18 protein-coding genes are annotated in these 23,453 nt (G+C 67.0%); 7 read left to right on the forward strand and 11 right to left on the reverse strand.

The genetic code is table 11. The features are described from left to right. Positions 1 to 179 precede the first annotated feature (179 nt). The 7 genes from FG94_RS17905 to FG94_RS17935 all read right to left on the reverse strand — a co-directional run bounded on the left by FG94_RS17905 (position 180) and on the right by FG94_RS17935 (position 9,831). Positions 180 to 950: a 2OG-Fe dioxygenase family protein gene (locus FG94_RS17905; protein WP_036214415.1), complete on the reverse strand. Its 771-nt coding sequence runs from the start codon at positions 948 to 950 to the stop codon at positions 180 to 182. 47 nt (positions 951 to 997) lie between these two features. After that, positions 998 to 3,064: a TonB-dependent receptor gene (locus tag FG94_RS17910; RefSeq protein ID WP_036214417.1), complete on the reverse strand. Its 2,067-nt coding sequence runs from the start codon at positions 3,062 to 3,064 to the stop codon at positions 998 to 1,000. Next, positions 3,064 to 3,582 (reverse strand): DUF6702 family protein, encoded by a 519-nt coding sequence (locus FG94_RS17915; RefSeq protein ID WP_229445985.1) that lies wholly within the window; start codon positions 3,580 to 3,582, stop codon positions 3,064 to 3,066. Before FG94_RS17915 ends, FG94_RS17910 begins: the two co-directional genes overlap by 1 nt. Continuing rightward, positions 3,582 to 5,957 (reverse strand): M1 family metallopeptidase, encoded by a 2,376-nt coding sequence (locus FG94_RS17920; protein WP_081926066.1) that lies wholly within the window; start codon positions 5,955 to 5,957, stop codon positions 3,582 to 3,584. Before FG94_RS17920 ends, FG94_RS17915 begins: the two co-directional genes overlap by 1 nt. Positions 5,958 to 6,040: 83 nt before the next feature. Continuing rightward, positions 6,041 to 8,410 (reverse strand): M1 family metallopeptidase, encoded by a 2,370-nt coding sequence (locus tag FG94_RS17925; RefSeq protein ID WP_036214419.1) that lies wholly within the window; start codon positions 8,408 to 8,410, stop codon positions 6,041 to 6,043. 129 nt (positions 8,411 to 8,539) lie between these two features. Then, entirely contained in the window at positions 8,540 to 9,388 is an 849-nt protein-coding gene (locus FG94_RS17930) for a phytanoyl-CoA dioxygenase family protein (protein ID WP_036214420.1), read from the reverse strand. Then, entirely contained in the window at positions 9,382 to 9,831 is a 450-nt protein-coding gene (locus tag FG94_RS17935) for a hypothetical protein (RefSeq protein WP_051996899.1), read from the reverse strand. The genes FG94_RS17930 and FG94_RS17935 overlap by 7 nt, the downstream gene beginning before the upstream one ends. Before the next feature lie 83 nt (positions 9,832 to 9,914). On the opposite strand from FG94_RS17935, the gene FG94_RS17940 reads away from it, so the two are divergent. Then, on the forward strand, positions 9,915 to 10,304 hold the full coding sequence (locus FG94_RS17940) for a MerR family transcriptional regulator (RefSeq protein ID WP_036214421.1): 390 nt from the start codon (positions 9,915 to 9,917) through the stop codon (positions 10,302 to 10,304). Here the strand turns inward: FG94_RS17940 and FG94_RS17945 are convergent. The 3 genes from FG94_RS17945 to FG94_RS17955 form a co-directional block, all read right to left on the reverse strand. Beyond that, positions 10,288 to 11,718: a serine hydrolase gene (locus FG94_RS17945; RefSeq protein ID WP_081926067.1), complete on the reverse strand. Its 1,431-nt coding sequence runs from the start codon at positions 11,716 to 11,718 to the stop codon at positions 10,288 to 10,290. The two genes, FG94_RS17940 and FG94_RS17945, sit on opposite strands and share 17 nt — an antisense overlap. 78 nt (positions 11,719 to 11,796) lie before the next feature. Next, positions 11,797 to 12,981, reverse strand: coding sequence for an ATP-binding protein (locus FG94_RS17950; protein WP_036214422.1), 1,185 nt, complete (start codon positions 12,979 to 12,981; stop codon positions 11,797 to 11,799). 60 nt (positions 12,982 to 13,041) lie between these two features. Further along, positions 13,042 to 14,085: a hypothetical protein gene (locus FG94_RS17955; protein WP_036214727.1), complete on the reverse strand. Its 1,044-nt coding sequence runs from the start codon at positions 14,083 to 14,085 to the stop codon at positions 13,042 to 13,044. 221 nt (positions 14,086 to 14,306) lie between these two features. Between FG94_RS17955 and FG94_RS17960 the strand changes: the two genes are divergently transcribed. The 6 genes from FG94_RS17960 to FG94_RS17985 all read left to right on the forward strand — a co-directional run bounded on the left by FG94_RS17960 (position 14,307) and on the right by FG94_RS17985 (position 22,643). Continuing rightward, a complete protein-coding gene (locus tag FG94_RS17960; RefSeq protein WP_036214423.1) occupies positions 14,307 to 15,785 on the forward strand; it encodes a hypothetical protein in 1,479 nt (492 codons plus the stop codon). Beyond that, positions 15,782 to 17,272 (forward strand): hypothetical protein, encoded by a 1,491-nt coding sequence (locus FG94_RS17965; protein ID WP_036214424.1) that lies wholly within the window; start codon positions 15,782 to 15,784, stop codon positions 17,270 to 17,272. The genes FG94_RS17960 and FG94_RS17965 overlap by 4 nt, the downstream gene beginning before the upstream one ends. 36 nt (positions 17,273 to 17,308) lie before the next feature. After that, a complete protein-coding gene (locus FG94_RS17970; protein WP_036214426.1) occupies positions 17,309 to 17,779 on the forward strand; it encodes a hypothetical protein in 471 nt (156 codons plus the stop codon). Positions 17,780 to 17,797: 18 nt separating this feature from the next. Next, positions 17,798 to 21,442, forward strand: coding sequence for a tubulin-like doman-containing protein (locus FG94_RS17975; RefSeq protein ID WP_036214428.1), 3,645 nt, complete (start codon positions 17,798 to 17,800; stop codon positions 21,440 to 21,442). An 8-nt stretch (positions 21,443 to 21,450) separates the two neighbouring features. Then, positions 21,451 to 22,266 carry a zinc ribbon domain-containing protein gene (locus FG94_RS27695; protein ID WP_161783979.1) on the forward strand — a complete coding sequence of 272 codons (816 nt, stop codon included), beginning with the start codon at positions 21,451 to 21,453 and terminating at the stop codon, positions 22,264 to 22,266. A gap of 80 nt (positions 22,267 to 22,346) precedes the next feature. After that, positions 22,347 to 22,643, forward strand: a complete 297-nt coding sequence (locus FG94_RS17985) for a hypothetical protein (protein ID WP_229445986.1) — start codon at positions 22,347 to 22,349, stop codon at positions 22,641 to 22,643. Positions 22,644 to 22,663: 20 nt separating this feature from the next. On the opposite strand, the gene FG94_RS28640 is transcribed toward FG94_RS17985, so the two are convergent. Then, positions 22,664 to 23,431, reverse strand: coding sequence for an ATP-binding protein (locus tag FG94_RS28640; RefSeq protein WP_373965387.1), 768 nt, complete (start codon positions 23,429 to 23,431; stop codon positions 22,664 to 22,666). Positions 23,432 to 23,453 lie beyond the last annotated feature (22 nt).

The raw sequence follows: 23,453 nt of genomic DNA on the forward strand, positions 1-23,453 counted from the left end.
AAAATAGAGGAAAACGTCTATTTCTGGAAACGCTTCCCGTCGAATTTTGATTACGTAATTCTACGGTATTGCACTGCACAATAAATCGCGTTATATTGGAACCGTCTCCTCCAGTTTTCTCCGAAAATTGGATTATCGCCCGCCAGCCGCAAGGTTCGCGGGCGCTTTTTTTTGCGCCTTCAGTCGGTCTGCGCCACGTCCGCGCCCTGGAAGGACCCGGCGCGCCAGGTCAGCACCAGCGTATCGCGGTGCCCATGCTCGTCCAGCGGCTGGATCGGCGTCGATTCGTGGATCACGGCGGCGTCGTCGAGCAGCAGCAGGGTCCACGGTTCGAGCATGGTAAAACGCTTGCCTGCCGGACCGTCGGCCTCGAAGACCCGGGTTTCCCCGCCCTTGATGCCGGTACGGCTGATCAGGATGACGGCGACGAAATCGACGCCGTCCCGGTGCGCGCCTTCCGGTGTCGGACGGCCGATGCCGTCGGCGGTATCGATGCGGAACTGGTGCGCTTCCACGTACCAGGTCTGGCGCCCGCGCACGCTGGAGCAGACGTCGCCCAGGGCACGCAGCAGGCGGCCCCAGGCCGGGTTCGCGATGGTCGCCGTCTCGACCGGTTCGAACAGGCGGTGCATGCCGCCGTGCAGGGCGTTGTACTCGACCGGCTGCCAGTGCGGACGGTGCGGCACCTGCACCAGCGCGTGGCCGGCGTCGTCGCGGCTTTCTTCCTCATGTATGAAGCAGGAGTGGCGGCGGCGCCGGTAGCGGCCGCCGTCCTTCAGGTAGTTGTCGAGTTCGAGCCGGTCCCAGCTCGGCGCCAGCGACTGCAGCTCGTCGAGCGAGCAGCCGGCCAGGCCTGCGACATCTTGCGGACGCAGCAGGGCATAGCCCTCGCTGCGGATGGCTTCCGTCAGCTGCGACGGAGCGGTATAGGGTAGTTCACGTGTAGTCATCCAGTTAGCGTAGCAGGTTTCAATGCGACTAGCATGACCACGAGCAATTACCAGTTCTTCGTGAAGCTCAGTCGGAAGGAGCGCGGCTCGATCGGGTGGAAGTGGATGTCGTCGACTGCTTCCGCCTCGTTCGGCAGGCGCGAAGCGTAGTAGTAGTCGATCGCCGAATCGCGCCGGTTGGTCAGGTTGAAGCCTTCCAGCTCGATGCGCATGTCCTTGCCGAGACGGTAGCCTACGCGGCCGTTGAGCGTCAGGCTGGGGCGCGAGCGGACGCTGTCGTCCTCGATCAGCGGACGCGGGCCGAAGTAGCGCAGGCGCAGGGCGCCCGACCACGGACCCGCGCGGTCGACGGTCAGGCCGGCCTGGGCCACGCCTTCGACGGCGCCAGGGATGCGGCGGCCGGCGTCCCGGTCGCCGTCCGGGTTGCCGCCGCGCGAGCGCGCCCGTGCGTAGGCCGCGTCGAAGTTCAGCGTCAGCCACTTGTTGGCGCGCACGCTGTTCGACAGCTCGACGCCATAGCGGCGGCTCGGATCGCCCGCCTCGGTATTGCCGGCGTCGCCGATGTAGGTCAGCTCGGAATCGAAGTCCAGGCGGTACACCGACACCGTGGTCTCGGTCTTCGGGATCGCCACCGTGCGCAGGCCCAGCTCCACGCCGCGCGAGCGCACCAGGCCCGGGGTGCGGTCCACCGGATCCAGCGTCTTCGGATCGACGGTCGCCACGGTGCCGCGCGCGTCGTTGCTGTGGAAGCCGTGACCATAGTTGAAATACAGCTCGGTGTGCGACCACGGCCCGTAGGCCACGCTCAGCGTGGGCGTGACCAGCTTGTCGCGGGCGCGGCCGGCATTCTCAGGCCGGTCGCCGTCGACGCTGAAGCGGTAGGCATTGGCGCGCAGGCCCACCACGGTGCGCAGCGCCTTGCTCCACATCGTGGCGTTTTCGAGGTAGACGGCAGCGCTGCCCTCGACAATGTGGTCTTCGCGCGTGGTCGCGATGCGCCGGCGCGCGCGGGTGTCGTACAAGCCGTTGAAGATGTTGTCGTTCTGGAGCTGGAAGCCGGCGGTCATGTCCGAGGCGATGTCCCCCTGCTTGTAGGCGTGCCAGGTGTGGCTGCCGTCCAGGCCCGTGGTCACGCGGCGGTCCGGCTGGGCGAACTGGTCGCCGTTCACCGGGTCGTTCAGAAAATAGGTGAAGTTCGAATACAGCTCGCCCTTGTTGCGGATCGCGTAGGCGCTCAGGCTGCTGGCCGTGTCCTGGGTGGTGCGGCGCCAGCTGCCCGACAGGCTGCTGCGCTCGGCCTCGCCGCCATCGCTCAGGTCGATCGTGTCGAAACGTCCCAGCTGGCCGCCGGCGACCGCACGCAGCGGGATCTGGTCGGTGGCGTTCCAGTGGCCGCGGTAGTGCATGGCGGTGACGGTCCAGCCGTTGTTGGCATAGCCGCGGCTGTAGCGCAGCACCGCATTGATCTTGCGGTAGCCGTCCGGCCGCGTCCACGGGCCGTCGTTCTTCATCAGTTCCAGCGCGTACAGCAGGTTGCCGCCGGCCAGCTCGGGCGAGGCGGCCAGCACCGTGCGTGCGTACGCGTCCTGGCCGACGGTCACGGCGGCCAGCGGCGACACCAGGCGGTTGGCGTAGGCGATCGAGGCCTTGCCGGCCGAGGCGAAGTCGCCGTCCGTGGCCGAGTAGGGACCCTTGCGGTAGTCGAGGCGGGTGACGATTTCCGGGATCAGGAAGTTCAGGTCGGTCCAGCCCTGGCCGTGCGCATGGCTGCGCTGGTTGACCGGCATGCCGTCCACCCAGGTGGCCAGGTCGGTGCCATGGTCCAGGTTGAAGCCGCGCAGGTAAAACTGGTTGGCCTTGCCTTCGCCGCTGTGCTGGCTGGCGATCAGGCCGGGCGTCGCTTCCAGCAGCTCGCCGGGGCGGTACACGGTGCGGTTGGCCAGGTCCTTGGCGCCGACGGTGCCGGAGCTGGCCGAATCGGTCATGCCGATCTGGCTGGTGCGCGAGCCTTCGACGAGGACGCGCTGCAGGACGAAGTCGTCGGCCAGGGCCGGGACATGGAGGAACAGCGCGGCGATGGCGCCGGCAAGCACAGTACGGTTGGAACGAAGCATCAGGGTTGTTTCTCTTGCGTTGGCTGCTCGACGGCGGCCTGGGTGAAAGTCAGCGAGCGGATCGCGCCCGCGTTATTGAGGTTGACGGTATTGACCTGGTCGGGCAGGAAGTCCATCAGCACGCCTTGGTGGATCGCGGCGGTCTTCGACAGCGGCGCGTTCTCCAGTTCCTGGTAGATGACCACGCTCTGCGAGTCGGCGGTCATGCCGATCCAGCGCACCGGCAGGCGCGCCTTGTCCTCGCCCTTGAGGAAGAAGCGCTCTTCGACATACTTGCGCAGCACCACCTGGTCTTCCGGATCGCCCAGGTCGAACTGGCGTCCGTACAGGTTCATCAGGAGCGCCTCGACGTCGTGCGCCATGTAGGTATGGACGATCTCCGTGCTGCCGGTGCGCGGATTGAACGCGACCTCGGTGATCCCCATGTGGAAGCGGTGCGCGCCCGCCGCCGTGCTGAGAAACAGCAGGGCGGCGGCGAACAGCGCCATGAAGGCGGGCTTCAGGCGGAACATCATCATTACTCGGCTTTCTTTGCGGCGTCAGGCGTTTTGACCGGCGCCAGCCTGGTTTTCGCATCGCGCATCAGGTTGCCCGTTGCCGGATCGCGCTCGGTCTTGAACAGTTCCAGGCGCGACGGCACTGCCTTGGCCGGCCACGCGTTGTTGCTCACGTCGATGTCGGCGGTCTCCCAGTACGGGTCCTGCACCAGGCTCACGATCGGCTCGTCGGTGACGAACAGCTTGGTGATCTTCTTCGGCGAGTAGCGCCACACTTCGGCCGGGATACGCTCGATGTACTTCTTGCCGCTCTGAGTCGTGATCTCCACGATCAGCGGCATCACCAGGCCACCCTTGTTCGAGAAGTCCACCAGGTACAGGTGCTTGCCTTCCTTGAGCAGGGCCTTTTCCCAGTCCTCGAGGCCGGCCATGGTCTCGTTGAACTTGTTGCGGTCCTTGTTGGTGACGGTGAAGTCGTCGTTCTCGTTATAGAAATCCTTCAGCTCCGGGAAGCGGTCGACGCGGCGTTCCATGCCCTTGTTGCGCTGGTCGGTGATCGAGATCGGTTCTTCCTGCTTGCGTGCACGCGCCCAGGCCTTTTCGATTTCCGGATCCTTGCTGCTGACGGTGTACTCGGTGACGCCGTCGACGCTGATGTCGACCGCGTCGGTGGTGTAGAACCAGCCGCGCCAGAACCAGTCCAAATCGGTGCCGGAGGCATCTTCCATCGTGCGGAAAAAGTCGGCCGGGGTCGGACGCTTGAACTTCCAGCGCTCGGAGAACTCCTTGAAGGCGAAGTCGAACAATTCGCGGCCGAGGATGGTCTCGCGCAGGATGTTCAGTGCGGCGGCCGGCTTGGCGTAGGCGTTGTTACCGCGCTGGATTGTCGATTCGGCATTGGTCATGATCGGCACCTGGTTGGTGCTGCGCATGTAGTCGACGATGTTGCGCGCTTCGCCGCGGCGCGACGGGTAGTTGTCTTCCCAGGCTTCCTCGGCCAGGAACTGCAGGAAGCTGTTCATGCCCTCGTCCATCCAGGTCCACTGGCGCTCGTCCGAGTTGACGATCATCGGGAAGTAGTTGTGGCCCACTTCGTGGATGATCACGCTGATCAGGCCGTACTTGGTGCTCTTCGCATAGGTGAGTTCGCCGGTCTTCTTGTCCTTCACCGGGCGGCCGGCGTTGAACGAGATCATCGGGTATTCCATGCCGCCGATCGAGCCGTTCACCGAGATCGCGGTCGGGTAGGGATAGTCGAAGGAATACTTGTTGTACTGCTCGATGGTGTGGATCACGGCGGCCGTCGAGTAGCGCTCCCACAGCGGGTTGCCTTCCTTCGGATAGTAGGACATCGCCAGCACGTCCTTGTTGCCGCTCTTGATCGCCTGGGCGTCCCAGATAAACTTGCGGCTCGAGGCGAAGGCGAAGTCGCGCACGTCCTTGGCCTTGAAGTGCCAGGTCTTGGTCGCCTTCGAGCGGCCCTTCTCGGCGGCTTCCGCTTCCGCCTGGGTGATGATGACGACCGGTTTCCTGGCGCTGCGAGCCTGCTCCAGGCGCTGGCGCTGGACGGCGCTCAGGACCGCGTTCGCGTTCTGCAGCTCGCCGGTGGAGGCGACCACGTGGTCGGCCGGGACGGTCAGCTGCACGTCGTAGTCGCCGAACTCCAGCGTGAATTCGCCGTCGCCCATGTACTGCTTGTTCTGCCAGCCCTTGACGTCGTAGTAGGCCGCCATGCGCGGGAACCACTGGGCAGTCAGGTAGATGTCGTTGCCATCGTCGAATTTTTCGAAGCCGGTGCGGCGGCCGACGACGTTCGCTTCGGGAATGTTGAAGGTCCAGGCCATGTTGAAGGACACGCGTGCGCCCGGCTTGAGCGGCTGCGGCAGGTCGATGCGCATCATGGTCTTGTTGACCGTGTGGCGCAAGGCGCGGCCGTCGCTCCCGGTCAGGCTGGTGACCTGGATGCCGCCCTCGAAGCCTCGCTGTGCGAGGGTGGCCCGCAAGGTGTCGAACTTGACGCCGTCGTTGCCGCGCGCCTGCCAGGCTTCGCGCGAGGGCAGGGTGGAGATGCGGCGGTTGTCCGAATCGGCGCGGAACATGTTCTGGTCCAGCTGCACCCACAGGTAGGACAGCGTGTCTGGCGAATTATTGTAATAAGTGACCGTGCCGGAACCGGTGACGGCGCGTTTGTCCTCGTCGAGCGTCGCGCGCAGGCGGTAGTCGGCGCGCTGCTGCCAGTAGCGGTGGCCCGGGGCGCCGGAGGCGGTGCGGGTGTCGGTGGCGGTCGGCAGCAGTTCGTCGAGCTGGCGGAACTTGTCATCGAAGGCCGGCGCGGCGTGGGCGGCGCTGGCCAGGAACAGGGTGGCGATCACCGCCTGCAGTTGTTTCATTTTCATGCGTGATTGAATATTAATGCGCTTGCTCTATAAAGAAACGGCAGGGCGCGCAGCCCTGCCGGTGATGACGGGTCGACAGCGTGTTACTCGGCCTTCGGCGCCTCTTGGCCTGCCGCTTTCGGCGGGGCCAGCTTGGTGTTGAAGTCACGCATCAGGTTGTTCGCCGGCTCACGCTCCGACTTGAACAGCTCCAGCCGCGACGGCACTGCCTTGGCCGGCCACGCGTTGTTGCTCACGTCGATGTCGGCGGTCTCCCAGTACGGGTCCTGCACCAGGCTCACGATCGGCTCGTCGGTGACGAACAGCTTGGTGATCTTCTTCGGCGAGTAGCGCCACACCTCGGCCGGGATGCGCTCGATGTATTTTTTTCCGCTCTGGGTCGTGATCTCCACGATCAGCGGCATCACCAGGCCACCCTTGTTCGAGAAGTCCACCAGGTACAGGCGCTTGCCTTCCTTGAGCAGGGCCTTTTCCCAGTCCTCGAGGCCGGCCATGGTCTCGTTGAACTTGTTGCGGTCCTTGTTGGTGACAGTGAAGTCGTCGTTCTCGTTATAGAAATCCTTCAGCTCCGGGAAGCGGTCGACGCGGCGCTCCATGCCCTTGTTGCGCTGGTCGGTGATCGAGATCGGTTCTTCCTGCTTGCGTGCACGCGCCCAGGCCTTCTCGACTTCCGGATCCTTGCTGCTCACGGTGTACTCGGTGATGCCGTCCACGCTGATGTCGACCGCGTCGGTGGTGTAGAACCAGCCGCGCCAGAACCAGTCGAGGTCCGTGCCCGAAGCGTCTTCCATGGTACGGAAGAAGTCGGCCGGGGTCGGGCGCTTGAACTTCCAGCGCTCGGCGTATTCCTTGAAGGCGAAGTCGAACAGTTCGCGGCCCAGGATGGTCTCGCGCAGCACGTTCAGCGCGGCGGCCGGCTTGGCGTAGGCGTTGTTGCCGAACTGGAGCAGCGACTCCGAGTTGGTCATGATCGGCACCTGGTTCTGGGAACGCATGTAGGGAACGATCGTGCGCGGATGGCCGCGCATCTCATCCCATTCTTCTTCCCAGGCTTCCTGGGCCAGCGACTGCACGAAGGAGTTGATGCCCTCGTCCATCCAGGTCCACTGGCGCTCGTCCGAGTTGACGATCATCGGGAAGTAGTTGTGGCCCACTTCGTGGATGATCACGCCGATCAGGCCGTACTTGGTGCGCTTCGAGTAGGTCAGCTCGCCGGTCTTTTTGTCCTTGACCGGACGCGGGCCGTTGAAGGTGATCATTGGGTATTCCATGCCGCCCACCGGGCCGTTTACGGAAATCGAGACCGGGTACGGATAGTCGAAGGAATACTTGTTGTACTGCTCGATGGTGTGGATGATCGCGTGGGTCGAGTAGCGCTCCCACAGCGGGTTGCCTTCCTTCGGATAGTAGGACATCGCCATCACGTCGGTGTTGCCCGACTTGATGCCCTGGGCATCCCAGATGAACTTGCGGCTCGACGCGAACGCGAAGTCGCGCACGTTCTTGGCCTTGAAGTGCCAGGTCTTGGTGTTGGTGGCGCGGCTCTTCTCGGCGGCTTCGGCTTCGGCCTGGGTCACGATGATGACCGGCTTCTTGGCGGTCTTGGCCTGCTGCAGGCGCTGGCGCTGGGTGGCGGTCAGGACCTCGTTCGGGTTCTGCAGTTCGCCGGTGGACGCCACGATGTGGTCGGCCGGGACGGTGATGCGCACGTCGTAGTCGCCGAATTCCAGCGTGAACTCACCCGAACCCAGGAACTGCTTGTGCTGCCAGCCGTAGACGTCGTAGTAGGCCGCCATGCGCGGGAACCACAGGGCGATCTCGTACAGGTCGTTGCCGTCGTCGAACTTCTCGTAGCCGGAACGGCCGCCGAGCACCTTCTGCTCGTTGATGTTGTAGTTCCAGTCGAGGCTGAACGACACGCGCGAACCCGGCTTGAGCGGCTGCGGCAGGTCGATGCGCATCATGGTGCCGTTGATGGTGTACTTCAGCGCACGGCCGCCGCTGTCGCGCACGTTGGCGACCTTGAAGCCGCCGTCGAAATCGCGCGCGGTGAACAGGGTGCGCAGGGCGTCGAACTTCACGCCATCGTTGCCGCGCGCCTGCCAGGCTTCGCGCGAGGGCAGGGTGGCGGTGCTGCGGGCAGCCGAATCCGGCTTGTAGATGTTCTCGTCCAGCTGCAGCCAGAGGTACTTCAGCGTGTCAGGGGAGTTGTTGTGGTACGTGATGGTGCCCGAGCCAGTGAGCGAACGCTTGTTCTCGTCGAGCGTGGCGCGCATCGTGTAGTCGGCGCGCTGCTGCCAGTAAGCGTGGCCCGGCGCGCCCGACGCGGTGCGCACGGCGCCCGGCGTCGGCAGCAATTCGTCGAGCTGGCGGAATTTGTCGTCGAAAGGCGGTGCTGCGAAAACCGTGGCGCTGAGGCACAGTGTGGCTAGTCCGATGGGCAGACGTATCATATTTCCCCTGGAATTTTAATTGGTATAGGAAAAACTATTCTAGCTTTACCAATTATCAATTGCTCAGTGGATTTGTAAAAAAGCTGATACATGATGCATATGCATCCCCACCCGGGCCGAAACTGTGTCTTATTCGTGCGGATCGAAGCCGCGCACGGGGAAATCGTCCCCGCGCTGGATCCAGTTGCGCGGGGAGTAAACAGACCGCGCATCGGTGGCATGCAGGGTGAATGCGTGGCGCGACACCGGCGAGCGGTTCGGGGCGCTGTAGTGCGGCAGCAGGCCGTGGAAGCAGACCAGGGTGCCGGCCTTGGCCTCCAGCGGGACCGCGGTGCTGTCATTTGGCCAGGGCGTGTTGTCCAGCTTTTCCATCGTGATCGTGTCGCCATCGCGCAGGAAGCGCTCGCGCAGCGGGCCGCGGTGGCCGCCCGGCTCGGCCCACAGGCAGCCGTTGTCCACGGTCGCATCTTCCAGGGCGAACCAGAAGGTGGTCACAGTGATCGGGTCGCTGTCGAAGAAGGTAGCGTCCTGGTGCCAGCGCACCTCGCCGCCGATGCCGGGCTGCTTGAAGATATACATCGACTGCCATACCTGCGCTTGCTCGAGACCGAGGTCGCGCGCCACCGCGGCCAGCTTCGGGTCGCGCGTGAAGGCGTCGAAGACCGGGTCGAGGTCGTGCATGGCGTGGCCGATCTTGTTGATCGACAGCGACTTGGCCTGGCGCAGCTGGCCGTCGGGGCCGAAGGCTTCCTCTTCGAAGAAGCAGCGCACCGTGTTGTCCGAGCCGAGGAACCAGGCATCGCTGGCGCGGGCCTGGTCCTTGGTCGTGAAGATGGCGCGCGATTCGCTTGGATCGAAGGCGTCGACGATTTGCTCGGCACGGCGGCGCAGGGTGGCGATTTCTTCGATGCTCTTGAAATCGGGGATGACGAGGAAGCCGTCGCGCTGGTATTGGTCGCGCTGTTCGGTGGTCAGCATGCTTGGGAAGTCCGGGACAAAACGCCATTGTAGCGCTGCCCGTCTTCCTGTCCACGGACCGGCCACCATTGCGCCACACCCCAGGCAAACTCCGGCACCACGAACAGCCACAGCACCGGCGCACCGGTCTCGGCCAGGCACCAGGCCATCCACAGCGAGAACAGGAAACGCGCGACGCCGTCGAAGCGTCCCAGACGCTGCGTCGGCTCGAGGACGCGCAGCAGCGACCACACCAGCACCACGCTGCCCATCAGGCAGGCAAACAGCATATGGAAAGGCGTAAAGCCGGGCAGCGCCGCGCCGCCCAGCGTCAGGTTCAAGGACGAGATCTGGCCATGGGCGAGGGCGAAGGTCCACGGCGTGGCAAACGCGGCTGTGAGCAGCAGGTCGTAGGTGGCGCTGGCGCGCACGATGCGGCGGTTGGCGGCGAGGGAAAGCGGCATGGCAGGGCTCCTTGGGATAACGAAGTCCCCATCCTCAAGCCTGGAGTACACTCGAGGGTCAAGCGATTTTTCGGAAACGAGCCATGCAGATTGGAGAACTGGCGGCAGCCACGGGCCTGAGCCGCGACGCGCTGCGCTTCTACGAGGCGCGCGGCCTGTTGACGGCGCGCCGGCGCGAGAATGGCTACCGCGACTATCCGCCGGAGGCGGTCGAGTGGCTGTGCTACCTGCGCACCGCCCAGTCGCTCGGCTTCACGCTGGCCGAGATCGAGGCCGGCATGCCCCTGTTGAGCGACCCGGCCAGCTCCGGCGCCGAGCTGCGCGCAGCCCTGGCGCGCAAGCTGGCGGACATCGACGCGCGTATCGCGGGCCTGGCCGAACTGCGGGCAGGGCTGGCGCAACGCCTGGCCGAGCCGCTCGATGCCTGCCCGCTGCGCAATCCGGCCGTGGACAAGCTCAGCGAACCCGCTTGAATGCCACGTTGAACGAACCGCTGACCAGGCGGCCGCCCTGGTTTTCCATGTGCAGCTCGAGCTCGCGCGACAGCACGAACAGCTTGCGCGCCGATTCCGCATACAACGGTTCCCACTGGTTCTCGCGCAGCGCCACCATCAGCTTGCCCTCGCGCTCGGCGATCTCGAAGCCGCCCAGGTCCTTGATCTCGTAGCGCCCGGCCAGCTTGGCCCGGGTTGCCGCCGGCAGCGCGATCGCCTTGCGCATCACGGTCTGGTAGCTCGGCCAGCGGTACTCGGCCGCGATGGCGCGGATGACGGACTGCGCCAGCTGGGCTCCGCCATCGCCGTTGGTCATCACCACCGCGCCGTCGCCGCGCGCGACGTAGGCGTACAGCGTGTTCTGGTAGCCCATGTTGCTGCCGCCGTGGGAAAAAGCGTGCTGCGGCGCCTTGCCGTCGATGTGCAGGCCGAGCGCATAGTTGTTCATCACCGGACGCAGCATCGTGCGCGTCATGGTCGGGGACAGCACGCCGTCGGCGCCGCCCGCGCCGCGCTGCAGCGCAAGCGCGAACTTCGCAAGGTCGGTCGGCGTCGTCCACATGCCGGCGGCCGCCAGCTCGGGATAGGTGTGGGCGCCGCCCGCGGTGGGCTTGCCGTTTTCGGAGTGGGGCAGGGCGGCGCGGGCCAGCAAGGCGCCGGGCAGCGGCTGGGCGAAGCTGCTGTCGCTCATGCCGAGCGGCTTGAGGACCGTCTCTTCCATCAGCGCGTCGAAGGGCCGGCCGGAACGGTCGATCATGGCCTGCTGGACCACGGTGTAGCCGCCGCCCGAGTAATTCCAGGCGTCGCCGGGCATGCCTTCGATGCGTATCGGTCCACTGTTCGCCGGCGCTGCGCCATCCAGGACCTGCAGCAGCGTCGGCACCTGCGCGCCGGCCGCATAGCCGCGAAAGCCCGAGACCGTGGTGCCGGCCGTGTGCGACAGCAGCTGGCGCAGGGTGGCCGGCCGCTTGGCGGGGCCAGGGGGCAGCTTCCAGCTGGTGAGCACGGTGTTGATGTCGGCGTCGAACTCGAGCTGGCCCGCTTCGACCATCTTCAGGGCCGCCATGGCCGCCACTGGTTTGCTGATCGAGGCGGCTTGGAACAGGGTCTGCGGGGTGACCGGGGCGCCGTTCGCGTGCGTCACGCCATAGCCCTTGGCCCAGGCGATCTTGCCGCCGCGGATGACGGCGACGCTCACGCCCGGCACGTTCAGGCGCGCCATCTCGGCGGCCAGCGTACGGGTCTCGAGTTTCGCGCCCTGGATCGCCACGGCGGGACGCAGGCCGCGCTCGATGCGCGCGATGGACTCCGCGTCCTGTGCTTGTGCAGGCAAGCACGCCAGCATGCTCATACCCAGTGGCGCGAATCCGCGCACCATCCACCTTGCGTCCATGCCGTCTCCCTTGACTGTTGTCGAGTTACCTCATCAGCAACAGTATCGGTAAATACGGCAGGCGGCGCAAGCGCCTTCTCAAGCCCGGGCTTCCGCCGGCATCGTGAAGGTGAACGAGGTCGATCCGGCGCTCGAGCCGATGTCGATCGTCCCGCCATGGCCGCGCGCGATCTGGTCGACGATGTACAGGCCGAGTCCCAGGCCTTCGCTACCGGCGCGCGAAGCCGCGCGCCAGTAGGGTTTCAGGAGCTGGGCGATGACGGCAGGGCTCAGGTCCGGCCCGCCGTTGGTGACGCGCAGCGTGAACTGGCCCTCGCGCACGTGGGCAACCACGAACACGGGATGATGCGCGCTGCCGTGCACCAGGGCGTTCTTCAGCAGGTTGGACAGCAGCTGCGCCAGCCGCTCCGGGTCGCAGTGCAGCGACATGCCGGGCTGGATCGCGGTGTCGATGGTGCGCTCCGGGTAGACGCCGGACAGTTCGTCCACCACGTCGTGCAGGCGCAGGTCGGCGCCCTTCACCATGCGCAGGTCGAGCGCGATGCCGCCGCCCATGCGGCCGCGCGTGAAGTCGACCACATCCTCGACCAGGGCCGCCATGCGCCGGGTGCTGCGGCGGATGCGTTCGACCACCTGGCGGGTGGACGGATCCTGGTGCTTCAGCAGCAGGATCTCGGTGCCCGACAGCACGGAGCCGAGCGGGGTGCGCAAGTCGTGCCCGAGCACGGCGATGAACTGCTCGCGCAGCTCGGCCGTCTCGCGCTCATCCAGCAGGGCGGCGCGTGCTTCGCCCAGCGAGCGCTCTCCTTCCAGCTGCTTGGCGATCAGTTCGGCGAACAACTGCAGGGTCGAGACGGTGACGGCATCGGTAAGCCGGGCAGGTTCCGGATCGAGTCCGCACAGGGTGCCGAAATACTGGCCGTCGGGACGGAATACCGGAATCGAGAAGTAGCTCTGGAAGCCGTAGATGCGCGGGGTGTGGTGCTCGCAGTACTGCGCGCTTTCACGCACGTGGTCGATGATCACGGCGGCGCCGGTATCGCGCACTTCCTCGCACAGGGTGGTGGTGACGTCGAGCGGGTCGCCGGGCTTGAGGCCGAATTCGAGCTTGTCGAGCACCGCGCAGGCGGTCCAGGAATCCTGCGTGACGTGGGCGATGCACACGAAGCGCAGGCCGGTCATGGCGGCGACGGTTTCCAGGATCTTCGGCACCGCGCCGATTGCCTGGATTTCATCGACGCAGCTTGGTGCATTTGCTGCCATAGAACGCCCTACGAAACAATTGCAAACGAACCATGGTAGCACTTGTGGCGCGAAGAAAAACTAGTTGTTACAAATCCATCCTTCCTCCGCGTAAACACGCTCCTCGCCCAGGTAGACGGCGTCGGTCACCGCGAACACGTCGATGTGGTAGCGCGCGTCCTTGCGCTTGAAGCCCGGCTTCGGATACACCCCGTGCTTGGCGCCGAGCGACAGGTGGATGCCGCACATGCGCTCGTAGGTGCCGATGTCGTCCACGCGGCGCGCGCGCGTAAAGGCCCGGTTCAGGCCGAAGCCCAGCTCGCGCACCCAGACCTCGCCTTCATCAAGGGTGATCTTGTCCAGCACTTCCTGGAAAGCCGGCGTCGCGTTCTCGGTGCCGACCACGCGCCCGCGCTCGATGATCAGGGTCACCGGCAGGTCCGGGCGGTTCGAGCGGTAACTGGTATCGCCGAAGACGTGCACCTGCACCCGGCCGTGCACCGCCTCCAGGTCGAGCGCCTCGGTGAACACTTCGCCGATCGGGAACTGGCCGCCGACGTTGTTCATCTCGCTGTAGTCGCCCACGTTCAGCTTGGCCGGCTCGAAGGCCGAGCTGAAATGCAGGGTCTCGCCGCCGCCCTCGACCCGCCCATGCGGCGCCGCATCGATGCGGCGTTTGAGCGCACGCCCGGTGCCGCGGAAGTAGGCTGGATCGTAGGCCAGCGCTTCGATGTAGTGCTCCGACTGCGGGCCCGGCATGCGCGACAGGTGCACGTGCTCGATCACCTTCAGGCCCAGCTTGAACAGCTCGACCCGGATGCGGAAGCCGTCGAGGCGGAAGTTGGTCGACTGCACCAGCACCACCAGGTCCTTCGGCCCCATCGCGCGAAAGGCCGCCAGCACCGCCTGCGGCGTGGCGCTGTCGAAGTCGACGAAGCTTGCCTCCTCCAGGTTGAGGCGGTAAGCCTCGGTCAGGGCGCGCGACAGGGGTGTGCGTTCGTCATAGACGACCAGCGCCCGCTGTCCGGGGCCGTGTTCGAGCGCGAGCGCCAGGATGTCGCGCAGGTGCGCGGTGGCGGCGTCGACGGCGGGCGCGGGGAGGTCTGGTGAAACTGGCGTATGCATGTTGAGCGGAAATGGAGGCGAAATCGCCGCCATTATACGTACGTTGGCCAAAAGTTCCGCGCTTCAGCCCGTTTTTGGCTCGTCTATTGATCCTTCAGGTGTCAGGGCACGCTACCCCGTGTACGGCGCGCCGCGCGGCAGTGCCCGGCGCTATGATTTGAGCAACAACAACTGCCCCATCAGGCTAGATGTTGATCAATTATTTGGGCGAAAAGGCGAGAATGACATACCGATGGGAAACGCCTGCCAGTGTCTGGCAGGAAGACGAGCAGGGACAGTTTGCGTTGCTGGCCAGCGAAGGGCTGGGCCGCATCGACTGGCAGGCCCATGCGCCCGGCCGCCTGCCCGACGTTGCCCGCCTGCTCGGCGCCTCGCTGCCGACCAGCTGCGGCTGCGCGCCCATCTACCCCGAAGGTTTCGTTTTCTGCCCGAACTGCGGCAAGCCCTTGCAACGCCTTCCCGGCACGCCTTCGCGCCAGCCCGGCTGGTGGGGCCCGGGTGCCGATGCCATGCTGCCGCGCCATGTGCCGCATGGCTTGCCGGTCACGTCGCTGCCGCTCGGCGACAGCCTGGAGGAACGTCCGGCCGCGCCTCACCCCGGCCGCTGCGACCTGAGCATGCCGACGCCGCCCAACGCCTACTGCGTGTTCGCCGCCGCCCACTACGGCTTTCCGGAGCAGCGCCTGCTGGCGCTGGCGCATACCCGCGGCGTGCTGCAGTACTGGGACCCGGTGGCCGGCCTGTGGCACGTGATGGCGCCGGACGATGGGGCGGCCAGCCTGGCCTTCACCTCCTCCAGCTATGCATGGCTGCCGGTGCTGGAGCCGCGCCGCGGCGAAGTCGCCATCGTGCCGACCAACACGGGCCTGCAACGCCTGTGGATCAATCCCGTCAGCGAAACCTACCGCCTCGAACCCGTGCTGCAGGCGCCGGTCGTTGCGGCGCCCGGCGCCAGGCGCCGCCACATCGCCTGCCTGGTGGCGCCGGAAGGCATGGTGCGCCTGTGGAGCGCGCGCATCGATCTTGATGCGGTCGAGGAATTCGCCTGCCCCGACGTTCCCGCAAGCGGCTGGTCGCGTCCGATCGGCTACGACGGGCGCCTGTTCTGGCTGCACGAGCAGGGACAGCTGGCCTGGCGACCGGGCGAGCCGCCGCTGTTCACGCCCTGGCCCCCGGGCTGGCAACCTCGCCTGGCCTTCGGCGGGCCGACCCAGAGCCGCGACGGCCGCCTGTGGCACATCGGCCATGACGGCCAGGGCTACTCCTTCCTCGAACTCGGCAGCGAGCGGCCGGAGACGGCGCCGATCGACGGCGCGCGCCTGGGCTTCGCCAACTTCCTGTTCCGGCGCGGCCACCCGGTGCTCGACGAGCCCTGGTCGGGCGAACACGTGGAAGACCTGAACCAGGACGAAACCCTGGTGCTGCCGCTACTGCGCGCCTTCAACAACAACCGCAGCCAGCCGAGCGGCCTGGTGCTGCGCATGCACAAGGTCACCGGCCGCGCCGAGGATGCGCTGGAAGAGCGAACGATCGCCCGCACCACGGTCGAATGGATCGGTCGCCGCAACGTGATCCTCGACGAAGTGGTGCGCCTGTCGCGTCCACTGGAGTGCGTGCCTTTCGTCTACGACGGCTGCCTGTGGCTGCACCATCCGGACTGGAACGCGATGCGCGGCTGGCGCCTGGAAGAGCCGGCATGAGGGCGCGTTTCAAGCACTTGCTTGCCGCGCTGGCGGTGCTGTTCGCCATGGCGGGGGCGTGGGCGACGCCGCATGTCTTCCTGGTGCAGAACTCGGGCTGGATGGAACCCTTCTACAGCGACCCGAAGAGCCAGTTCAAGCCGCTCGTCGGCGCCCTGGCCGGCGCCGTGGTGCAGCCGGGCGACGCGCTGGTGCTGGCCGCCTTCAACCAGTCGCTGCCCGGCGCGCCCTCACCGAAGGCGCTGCTGTCGATGAAAGCGATTGATGAGACGGTGCGCAGCCGCGTGGGTGGCGCGCTGGCGAACCTGGACACCGCGCGCAAGCCGAACAGCAGCGCGCTGGCCGACACCGACCTCGGCGAAGCGGTACAGGCGGCCATCACGACGGCGCTCGGCGGCAAGCCGGGCATCGTCTGGCTGGTGACCAATAACCGCAACAGCCCGAACAACGACCAGGCCACGGCCGCGCGCAACCGCGAATTCTATGAGCTGATCCACAAGGGGCAGGCCATCGACAAGGTGGTGGCCTTCCCGCTGCGCATGCCGGTCCAGGGCAAGCACTACCAGGCCAACGGGTTGATGGTGTATGCCTTCGCGGTCGGCAAGGAGGGCAGCCGTGCGCTCGACGGCCTGCTGGCTTCGGGCCGCATCGCCCGCGTGATCACCGAGCAGCCGGCGCGCCTGAAACCGCTCGACCGCGACACCGTCCGCCTGGCGCCGGCCCAGGTGGAGGATGCGCCGGGCGTGTCCTTCTCGCAGGCGCCCGGAGGCGCGCTGCGCGCCGACGTCGACCCGGATGCGCGCACTCCCAGGGCCAGCGTTGCTTGGCGCCTTGAAAACGCGATGTACCCGTACACCATCGTCTCGGCCACACTCGGCGCGCGCTCGATGCTGGCGGGCGAGGATCGTCCCATCAAGCTGGCCAGCAGCCAGGTGGAGAACCTGGCGCCAGGCAAGCCGCTGCCGCTCGGCTCGACCATGCAGCTGCCGGTGGCGCAGTTGCCCGACAAATGGTCGATGGAGGCGCTCAAGTCGGCCGGCTCGGCCTACGTGCTGCCGGGCCGCATCGAGCTGCACCTGGCGAACCAGCGCCTCGCCTTGTCGCAGCATTTCCGCCAGCGCATGGCGGCCCTGTTCCCGGGCGACCCGCTGCCCGACATCTTCACGCCGCCCGCGACCGTGCAGGCCTCCACCGCGGTGCTGCCGCTCGAAGTGCGGGTCCACTACGGCATGGGGCCGCTGGCGGCCCTGGGCGGCCTGGCGGCGGCGCTGTTGGCCGCGGCTGGCGCCGCCGCCTGGGCCTACGGCCGGCCGCGCGTGGCCCAGGTCACGGTCGAGGATGAGCTGCGCACCATGCGCGCCCGTCCCGGCACGACGCAACCGATCTACGACAAGGCCGGCGCCCAGGTGGCGATGCTCAAGACCACCCTGTTCGGCCATCAGTTGACAGACCTGCGCGAAGGCGCACAGGTGCGCTTGGGACGGTAATACCCAAGCCGCTAACAATAACAAGGAAGGAAACCCATGCAAGGCACCCAGACACCATCCGCCCCGTCGCCCGCCGATCCCGGCTTCAAGCTGCCCGATGAATCGGCCTCGCCCCAGGACTCGCTGCCCCAGACCCAGCCGCAGGCCGAGAGCGAGCGCGCCGACCGCCCGGTCGAGGTGGTGCCCGGGACCACCACGGCGCCGGTGCCGGCCACCGACACCTCGACGCGCGACCTGGCGATCGGCGCGGTGGTGTTCGTGATCCTGCTGGTGGTGTACTTCTTCGTCCGCAACGCCTACGTGCATCACCTGGTGGTGCGGCGCGTCGCCCCTTCGTCGGCGGGCAGCGCCGGCTGGCTGCTGTTCGTCGGCCTGGGCTTCCTCTCGGCCGCCGCGGTCCTGGCCATCATCAACGCCAGCAAATTCCTGACCTTCGCCGTCACCGGCCCCCTGGTGGCGGTGGGCCTGGTGGCGCTGGTCGCGGCCCTGTTCATCGGCCGCCGGTAATCCTTCAAAGAGAACGACATGGCAGATTTTCCCAACCCAGCAGCCCTGAACGCGAAAGCGGAGCTCAAGGTCGACCTGCGCCCGACGCTGTTCATCGGCGCCGGCGGCACCGGCATGGAAGTCATGATGCGCATCCGCCGCCGCATCCTGTCGGCGGTCTGGAACCGGCACAACCCGACCCGGGTCGAGTCGATCGCCGACTTCCCGGTGGCGCGCTTCCTGCACTTCGACCTGGACAACAATGCCGTCATCGACGAGGGCAAGTCGCAGCGCACCGATCCCTGGTACGAACTGGTCAAGCTGACCGACGAGGAACGCCTGGTCGAACCGCTCGACCTGCCCCAGTACCACGAGTCCGACGACAGCCTGGCGCGCTTCCCGCTGATCGAAAGCTGGATGCCGCTGCGCCCGAAGAAGCTGCGTTCGCTCGGCATCGACCCCTCGAAAGGGGCGGGCCAGATCCGTGCGCTGGCGCGGCTTTATTTGTTCGACAAGTACCCCAAGCTGAGGGGACGCATCAAGGGCGCCCTGAATTCCCTGGGCAGCAACGCCGGCATCGAGCGCAAGGAGAATTACCAGCGCCTCGGCCTGCAGGTCGATACCTCGAAGTTCCGCATCGTCGTCATCGCCTCCTGCGCGGGCGGCACCGGCGCCGGCAGCGTGCTGGACCTGGGCTGGCTGTCGAAAGCCATCGCGCGCCAGGAAGTGTCGGATAGCCAGGTCGACCTGGTGCTCCTGATGCCGGGCGGCTTCGCCAAGGCCAACAAGGAACGCACCGAGGCCAATGCCTACGCCACCCTGATGGAGCTGGAGACGGCCATGCGCGACATGAACGCGCAGGTCCACTGGATGGACCCGGACAGCATCACAGGGCGCGGCGCGCCCTACGACGACGTGTATTTCGTCGATACCGCCAACCTCGCCAACAAGGCCACGCTGGATGTGAAGGACGTGTACCAGATGGTGGCCGACACCCTGTTCGAAGATTTCGCGTCGGCCGATTTCGCCAACCGCAAGCGTTCGGTGGCGGTCAACCAGCAGCAGCACAAGCTCGGTCCCTACAACCCGCGCGTGCCCGAGCAGCGCTTCGGCGACATGCGCCTGTCCTATTCGAAGGTGTATTCGGCCTTCGGCCAGTCCGTGCTGGATACCCAGCAAAGCCTGCGCGACGACATCCGCGCCTACGAGCTGGCCGGGCTGATGGTCAAGGCCTTCTTCGGCCTGGCCGGCAGCGACGGCAATGCGCGGCGCGCCGGCGACGCGGAACGCGACAGCTTCATGCGCGAGCAGATGGACATGGCCGAGCGGCCCTTCGACATCTTCCCCGACTTCCGCAAGGGCACCGTGGACGTCACGCCCTTCCCGGAATATGCGCTCACCGGCACCCTGCTGCTCGACAAGGACGGGCGCCTGCTGCTCGAACGCGTCGAGAGCAAGGTGCAGCTGGAAGTCGACCGCATCATGGCCTCCTACGACATCCGCCAGTGGCGCGAGAAGGTGGCCGAACTCTTGCCTCAGCTGGAACGCGACGCCATCCGCGAGGCCGGCGCCACCGCCGAGACCAGCGAAGACCGCATCAAGCGCCACACGAGCGAGGTCACGGCGCGCCAGAAGACCCGCGTGCGCGAGCGCCTGTACGCCTTGCTGGACGACCGCAAGCAGGGTGGCCTGGAATTCGTGCTCTCGCTGCTGGAACAGGTCAAGGCGCGCCTGTCGCAGCGCGACATCGCCAATGCCGAGCGCAACGGCCGCCGCTACCGCGACATCCGCGACGCGCTGCGCACGCGCCAGGTGGAAGAATCGCTGAACAACCTGTCGCAGGCCGCCGGCCGCATGTTCGGCAAGGAGCCGCAGGCGCGCGAAGTCATGAACCACCTCAAGCGCGACATCGCCGACTACCTGCGCTTCCACCTGCTGGCGGTCGCCGCCAACCAGTCGATCGAAGTGATGCGCAATATGTCGGCCTGGCTGGGCGAACCGCAGGCGCCCGACGAGCACGGCAATGCCCAGTGGACCGGCGTCGCCGGCGAATTCCAGGAAGGCCGGCGGATGGTGGCGGCCATGCTGGTGGCCGCCGACCAGCGCATCAGCCAGCTGCGCGCCGATGCGCGCCAGGAGCACGCCACCTACATCAAGCTGGCCAGCGACACGCTGCCGCCGCCGGTGCGCTTGAGCAGCGACGTGAGCAGCTGGAGCGAGGAAGTGTTGCTGGAATTCGGCGGTTCGGCACGCCTGTTCCCGCAGCTGGGCGACGAGCGCCTGCGCGCCGACCTGCTGCTCAAGCTGTTCCGCCGCGCCCAGCTGCAGCTGTCGACCCAGGAGCTGGAGCAGCCGGCACCTTGCGACCCGCTGCTGGAGCGCCTGAACAGCATGACGCCCCAGGAACGCCGGCGCGTGTTCGCCGAGTGGATCCGCAGCGCCATGCCCTGGGTGAACGCGCGCTTCTCGGCCGAGTTCACGCCGAATGCCGACCAGTTCAAGTGCTTCATCGGCGTTGGGGACGTGAGCGCCTGGCGCAAGATGGAGGGCGAGCTGCGCGCCGCCGTGCCCACCGGCTACTTCCACGGAGACCTGCTGTCGGTCGTCAACACCGGGATTTCCGGCAAGGCGGTGTGCTACATCGAGCTGTCGGGCTACCCGATGACCGTACTGCGCGGCCTGCCGACCTGGCGCGCCTCGTACCAGATCGAGAACCCGAAGATCCCGACCCACCTGCATTTCGACGCCACGCGCTTCCGCCATCCGCTGTCGCCCTCGATGGATGAACTGAACCGCCTGGCCGACGACTACGAATGGTTCCTGCAGGCGATCGCCCTCGGCGTCATCCGCCGCAAGGCCGACCTGGGCGACCGCGAGGCCAGCTTCCAGCCGCGCGGCCAGTACCTGTTCGAGGTCGAGCCGGGTTCGGGCGAGTGGCTCCAGATCGGCAACGAATTTGCGATCCGCTCCAACGGCCTGCCGCCGTACTACCGCGATGGGGTGATCGGCGCCGTGCGCCACCGCCTGGCCAACATGGGGCCGCACCAGCTGGTGCTGCTGGCGGCCCTGATGCGCTACTACCAGCTGCGCGTCTACGAGCCGCGCCTGGAGGTGGACGAGACCGGCGCCCAGCTGCCGTCGCCCTCGCTGCCGAACATCACCGCGCGGCGCCTGTACGACGGGTGGATCCGGCGCGCCGCCGCGCTTGACCCGACGCTGTCGCCGAGCCAGATCGAGACCGCGCTCGGCAGCATCCAGGGGTGGACCGAGGCGGTGCCGGATTCCGCCAGCGACGCCTACAGCTGGGAGGTCGAGCGGCCGGTGGACAAGCGTGTAATCCTGCCGCAGTACCTGCACAGCGACGCGCATGCGGCCGCGGTGCTGCAGGGACGCGCCGCGGCGGCGGTGGAGTTGGCCAAGGCCGCGCCGGTGGTAAACGCCGTGGGGCAGGCGGACGGGCCGCGCTACAAGCTGTTCGTGCAGGGCGCGCAGCGCGGCCCCTTCACGATCGACGAGATCGCGCGCCAGGCGGCGCGCGGGGAGATCGACGGCGCGACGCGCGCCTGGAACATGGCCTGGAACCCGAAGCTGGACAAGTGGAGCACGGTCGGTGCGCTGCCTGAACTGGCGGCGGTGCTGGGCGACGCGATTCCCGATCCGGACGATGTCCCGGACCCCGAATGAAGGACGGCATGGTGCAAGACGACGCGGTCTACCGCTGCATCGGCCCGCACTGCGGGCGCCTGATGCCGAGGCGGGTGAATTTCTGTCCATGGTGCGGCACGGCGCAGCAGGCCGTGCAGCCGGTGACGCCGGTGCTGGCGAAACCGCCGGCGCCGGCGCCCACTGCCGCAGCGCCGCCCGCGCCGACGGTCGCCCCGACGCCGGCGCCGACCGCGCCGCCGCCTCCGGTTCCGGCCGCAGGCCCGGCGCCGCAGCAGTCCCAGGCCCAAGGGCTGGCCCGGCCGCCATCGCAGCCGCAGTCCGGACGCGGCATTCCGCCGCCACCCGGCGTCGGCCGCGCTGCGCCAGCGGGTCCGACGCCGGCCCAGCCACCGCGGCGCGCGCCGATCCGGCTGCGCTGGTGGATCGCCGCGCTGGCGGCGCTGTGGCTGATCTGGGTCATGGTGCGCCCGGAGGGCAGCCGCATCGAGCGGCGCATGGAACGTGCGGTCGCGCTGGCCGTCGAGTGCAAGGCCAGGGACGCGCAGGACGAACTGATCGCCCTGCGCAGCACCCGCGCCACGCCCGAGCAGCTGCGCCAGGTGCAGCAGTCGCTCAACAAGGCGGCCGCCGACTGCACGCGCGCCGAGCAGCGCGCCAAGGCCTGGCTTGACGCCTCCGGCGCGATCAAGAAACTGCGGCGGGCGCGCGCCTACGACAAGGCGCTGGCCAGGCTGGCCGTGTTCACCAAGCGCTGGGGCGAGGACGACCAGACCCGCGCCCTGCGGCTGGAGATCGTCGACGAGCGCGAGCACCCGCTGGCCGATCCCTCCCGCAACGAGTGAGCGGCTATCCGAGCCAAGCGTCAGCCACGTTTTTCGGCACCGGTGTATGCTGGCCGGCAAGCAGACAGCTGGAGTCAAGCATGAAAACGAGCATGTTGAGCACGCTGTTGCTGCTTGCCGCGCTGGCAGGCTGCAGCCGTGACGAGGAAGCGATGGGGCCGGCCCAGCGCGCCGGCAAGGCGCTGGACGAGGCCGGTGCGAAGGTCTCGCGCCAAGTGGACCAGGAACTGGCCAAGGTCGACCGCGCGACCGAAGAGGCACGCGAGAAGGTCGTGGATGCCACCCGCGACGCCAAGGGCGGCCTGAAGCGGGCTACCGAGGAAGTCGGCAAGAAGGTCGAGAACGCGGGAGAAAAGATCCAGGACGTGGTCGACTGAACCGACGGGCCGCGTCGTTCTCAGGCAAACGCCGCCTTGTCGACATGTGCGTGGTGGCCCGGCAGGAGCGACAGCACATCGTCGAACGCGACGGGTTTGTTCAGGTGATGTTCGATCCCGGCCGCCGCCGACCTGGCGCGCGCAAGCTCGTCGCTCCAACCCGTCAGCGCCACCAGCCGCGTACGTTCATCGAGCAGTCCCGACTCGCGGGCGCGGATGGCGACCTCGTATCCCGAAATATCGGGCAAGCCAATGTCGAGAAACATGACGTCTGGCCGCCAGCCTCCGAGCGTGGCGAGGGCGCTCGCACCGTCATGGGCTAGCGCGACGGTATGCCCCTCGGATTCGAGTAGCGCTTGCAACATCTGTGCCGAATCAACATTGTCGTCGACGATCAGGATCCGGCTTCCGGCAGGGCCGCAATGGATGGCATCGGTGGACGGTGCGGCGGCCGGGATGGCTTCGGCGAGCGGAAGAACCAGCTCGAAACGCGCTCCCTGTCCGGCCCCATCGCTGGCGGCGGTCAAGCTCCCGCCGTGGGCCGCAACCAGGTGATGCGATAGCGCCAGCCCAAGCCCGAGCCCGCTGTTGCCATGCATGCCGCTGGCATGTTCCTGGCTGAACAATTCGAACAGACGCGGCAGCATGGCGGCCGAGATACCGCGGCCGTTGTCGCTGACGACCAGTACGGCCTCGGCGCCGCGCAACTCGACGGCCAGCGCGATGCGTCCGCCCGGCGGGGTAAACTTGAAGGCATTGTGCAGCAGGTTCGACACGCACTGCGCGATCCGGACCGCGTCGACCCGGACC

The sequence above is a fragment of the Massilia sp. LC238 genome, assembly GCF_000735635.1.
Lineage (GTDB): Bacteria > Pseudomonadota > Gammaproteobacteria > Burkholderiales > Burkholderiaceae_D > Telluria > Telluria varians.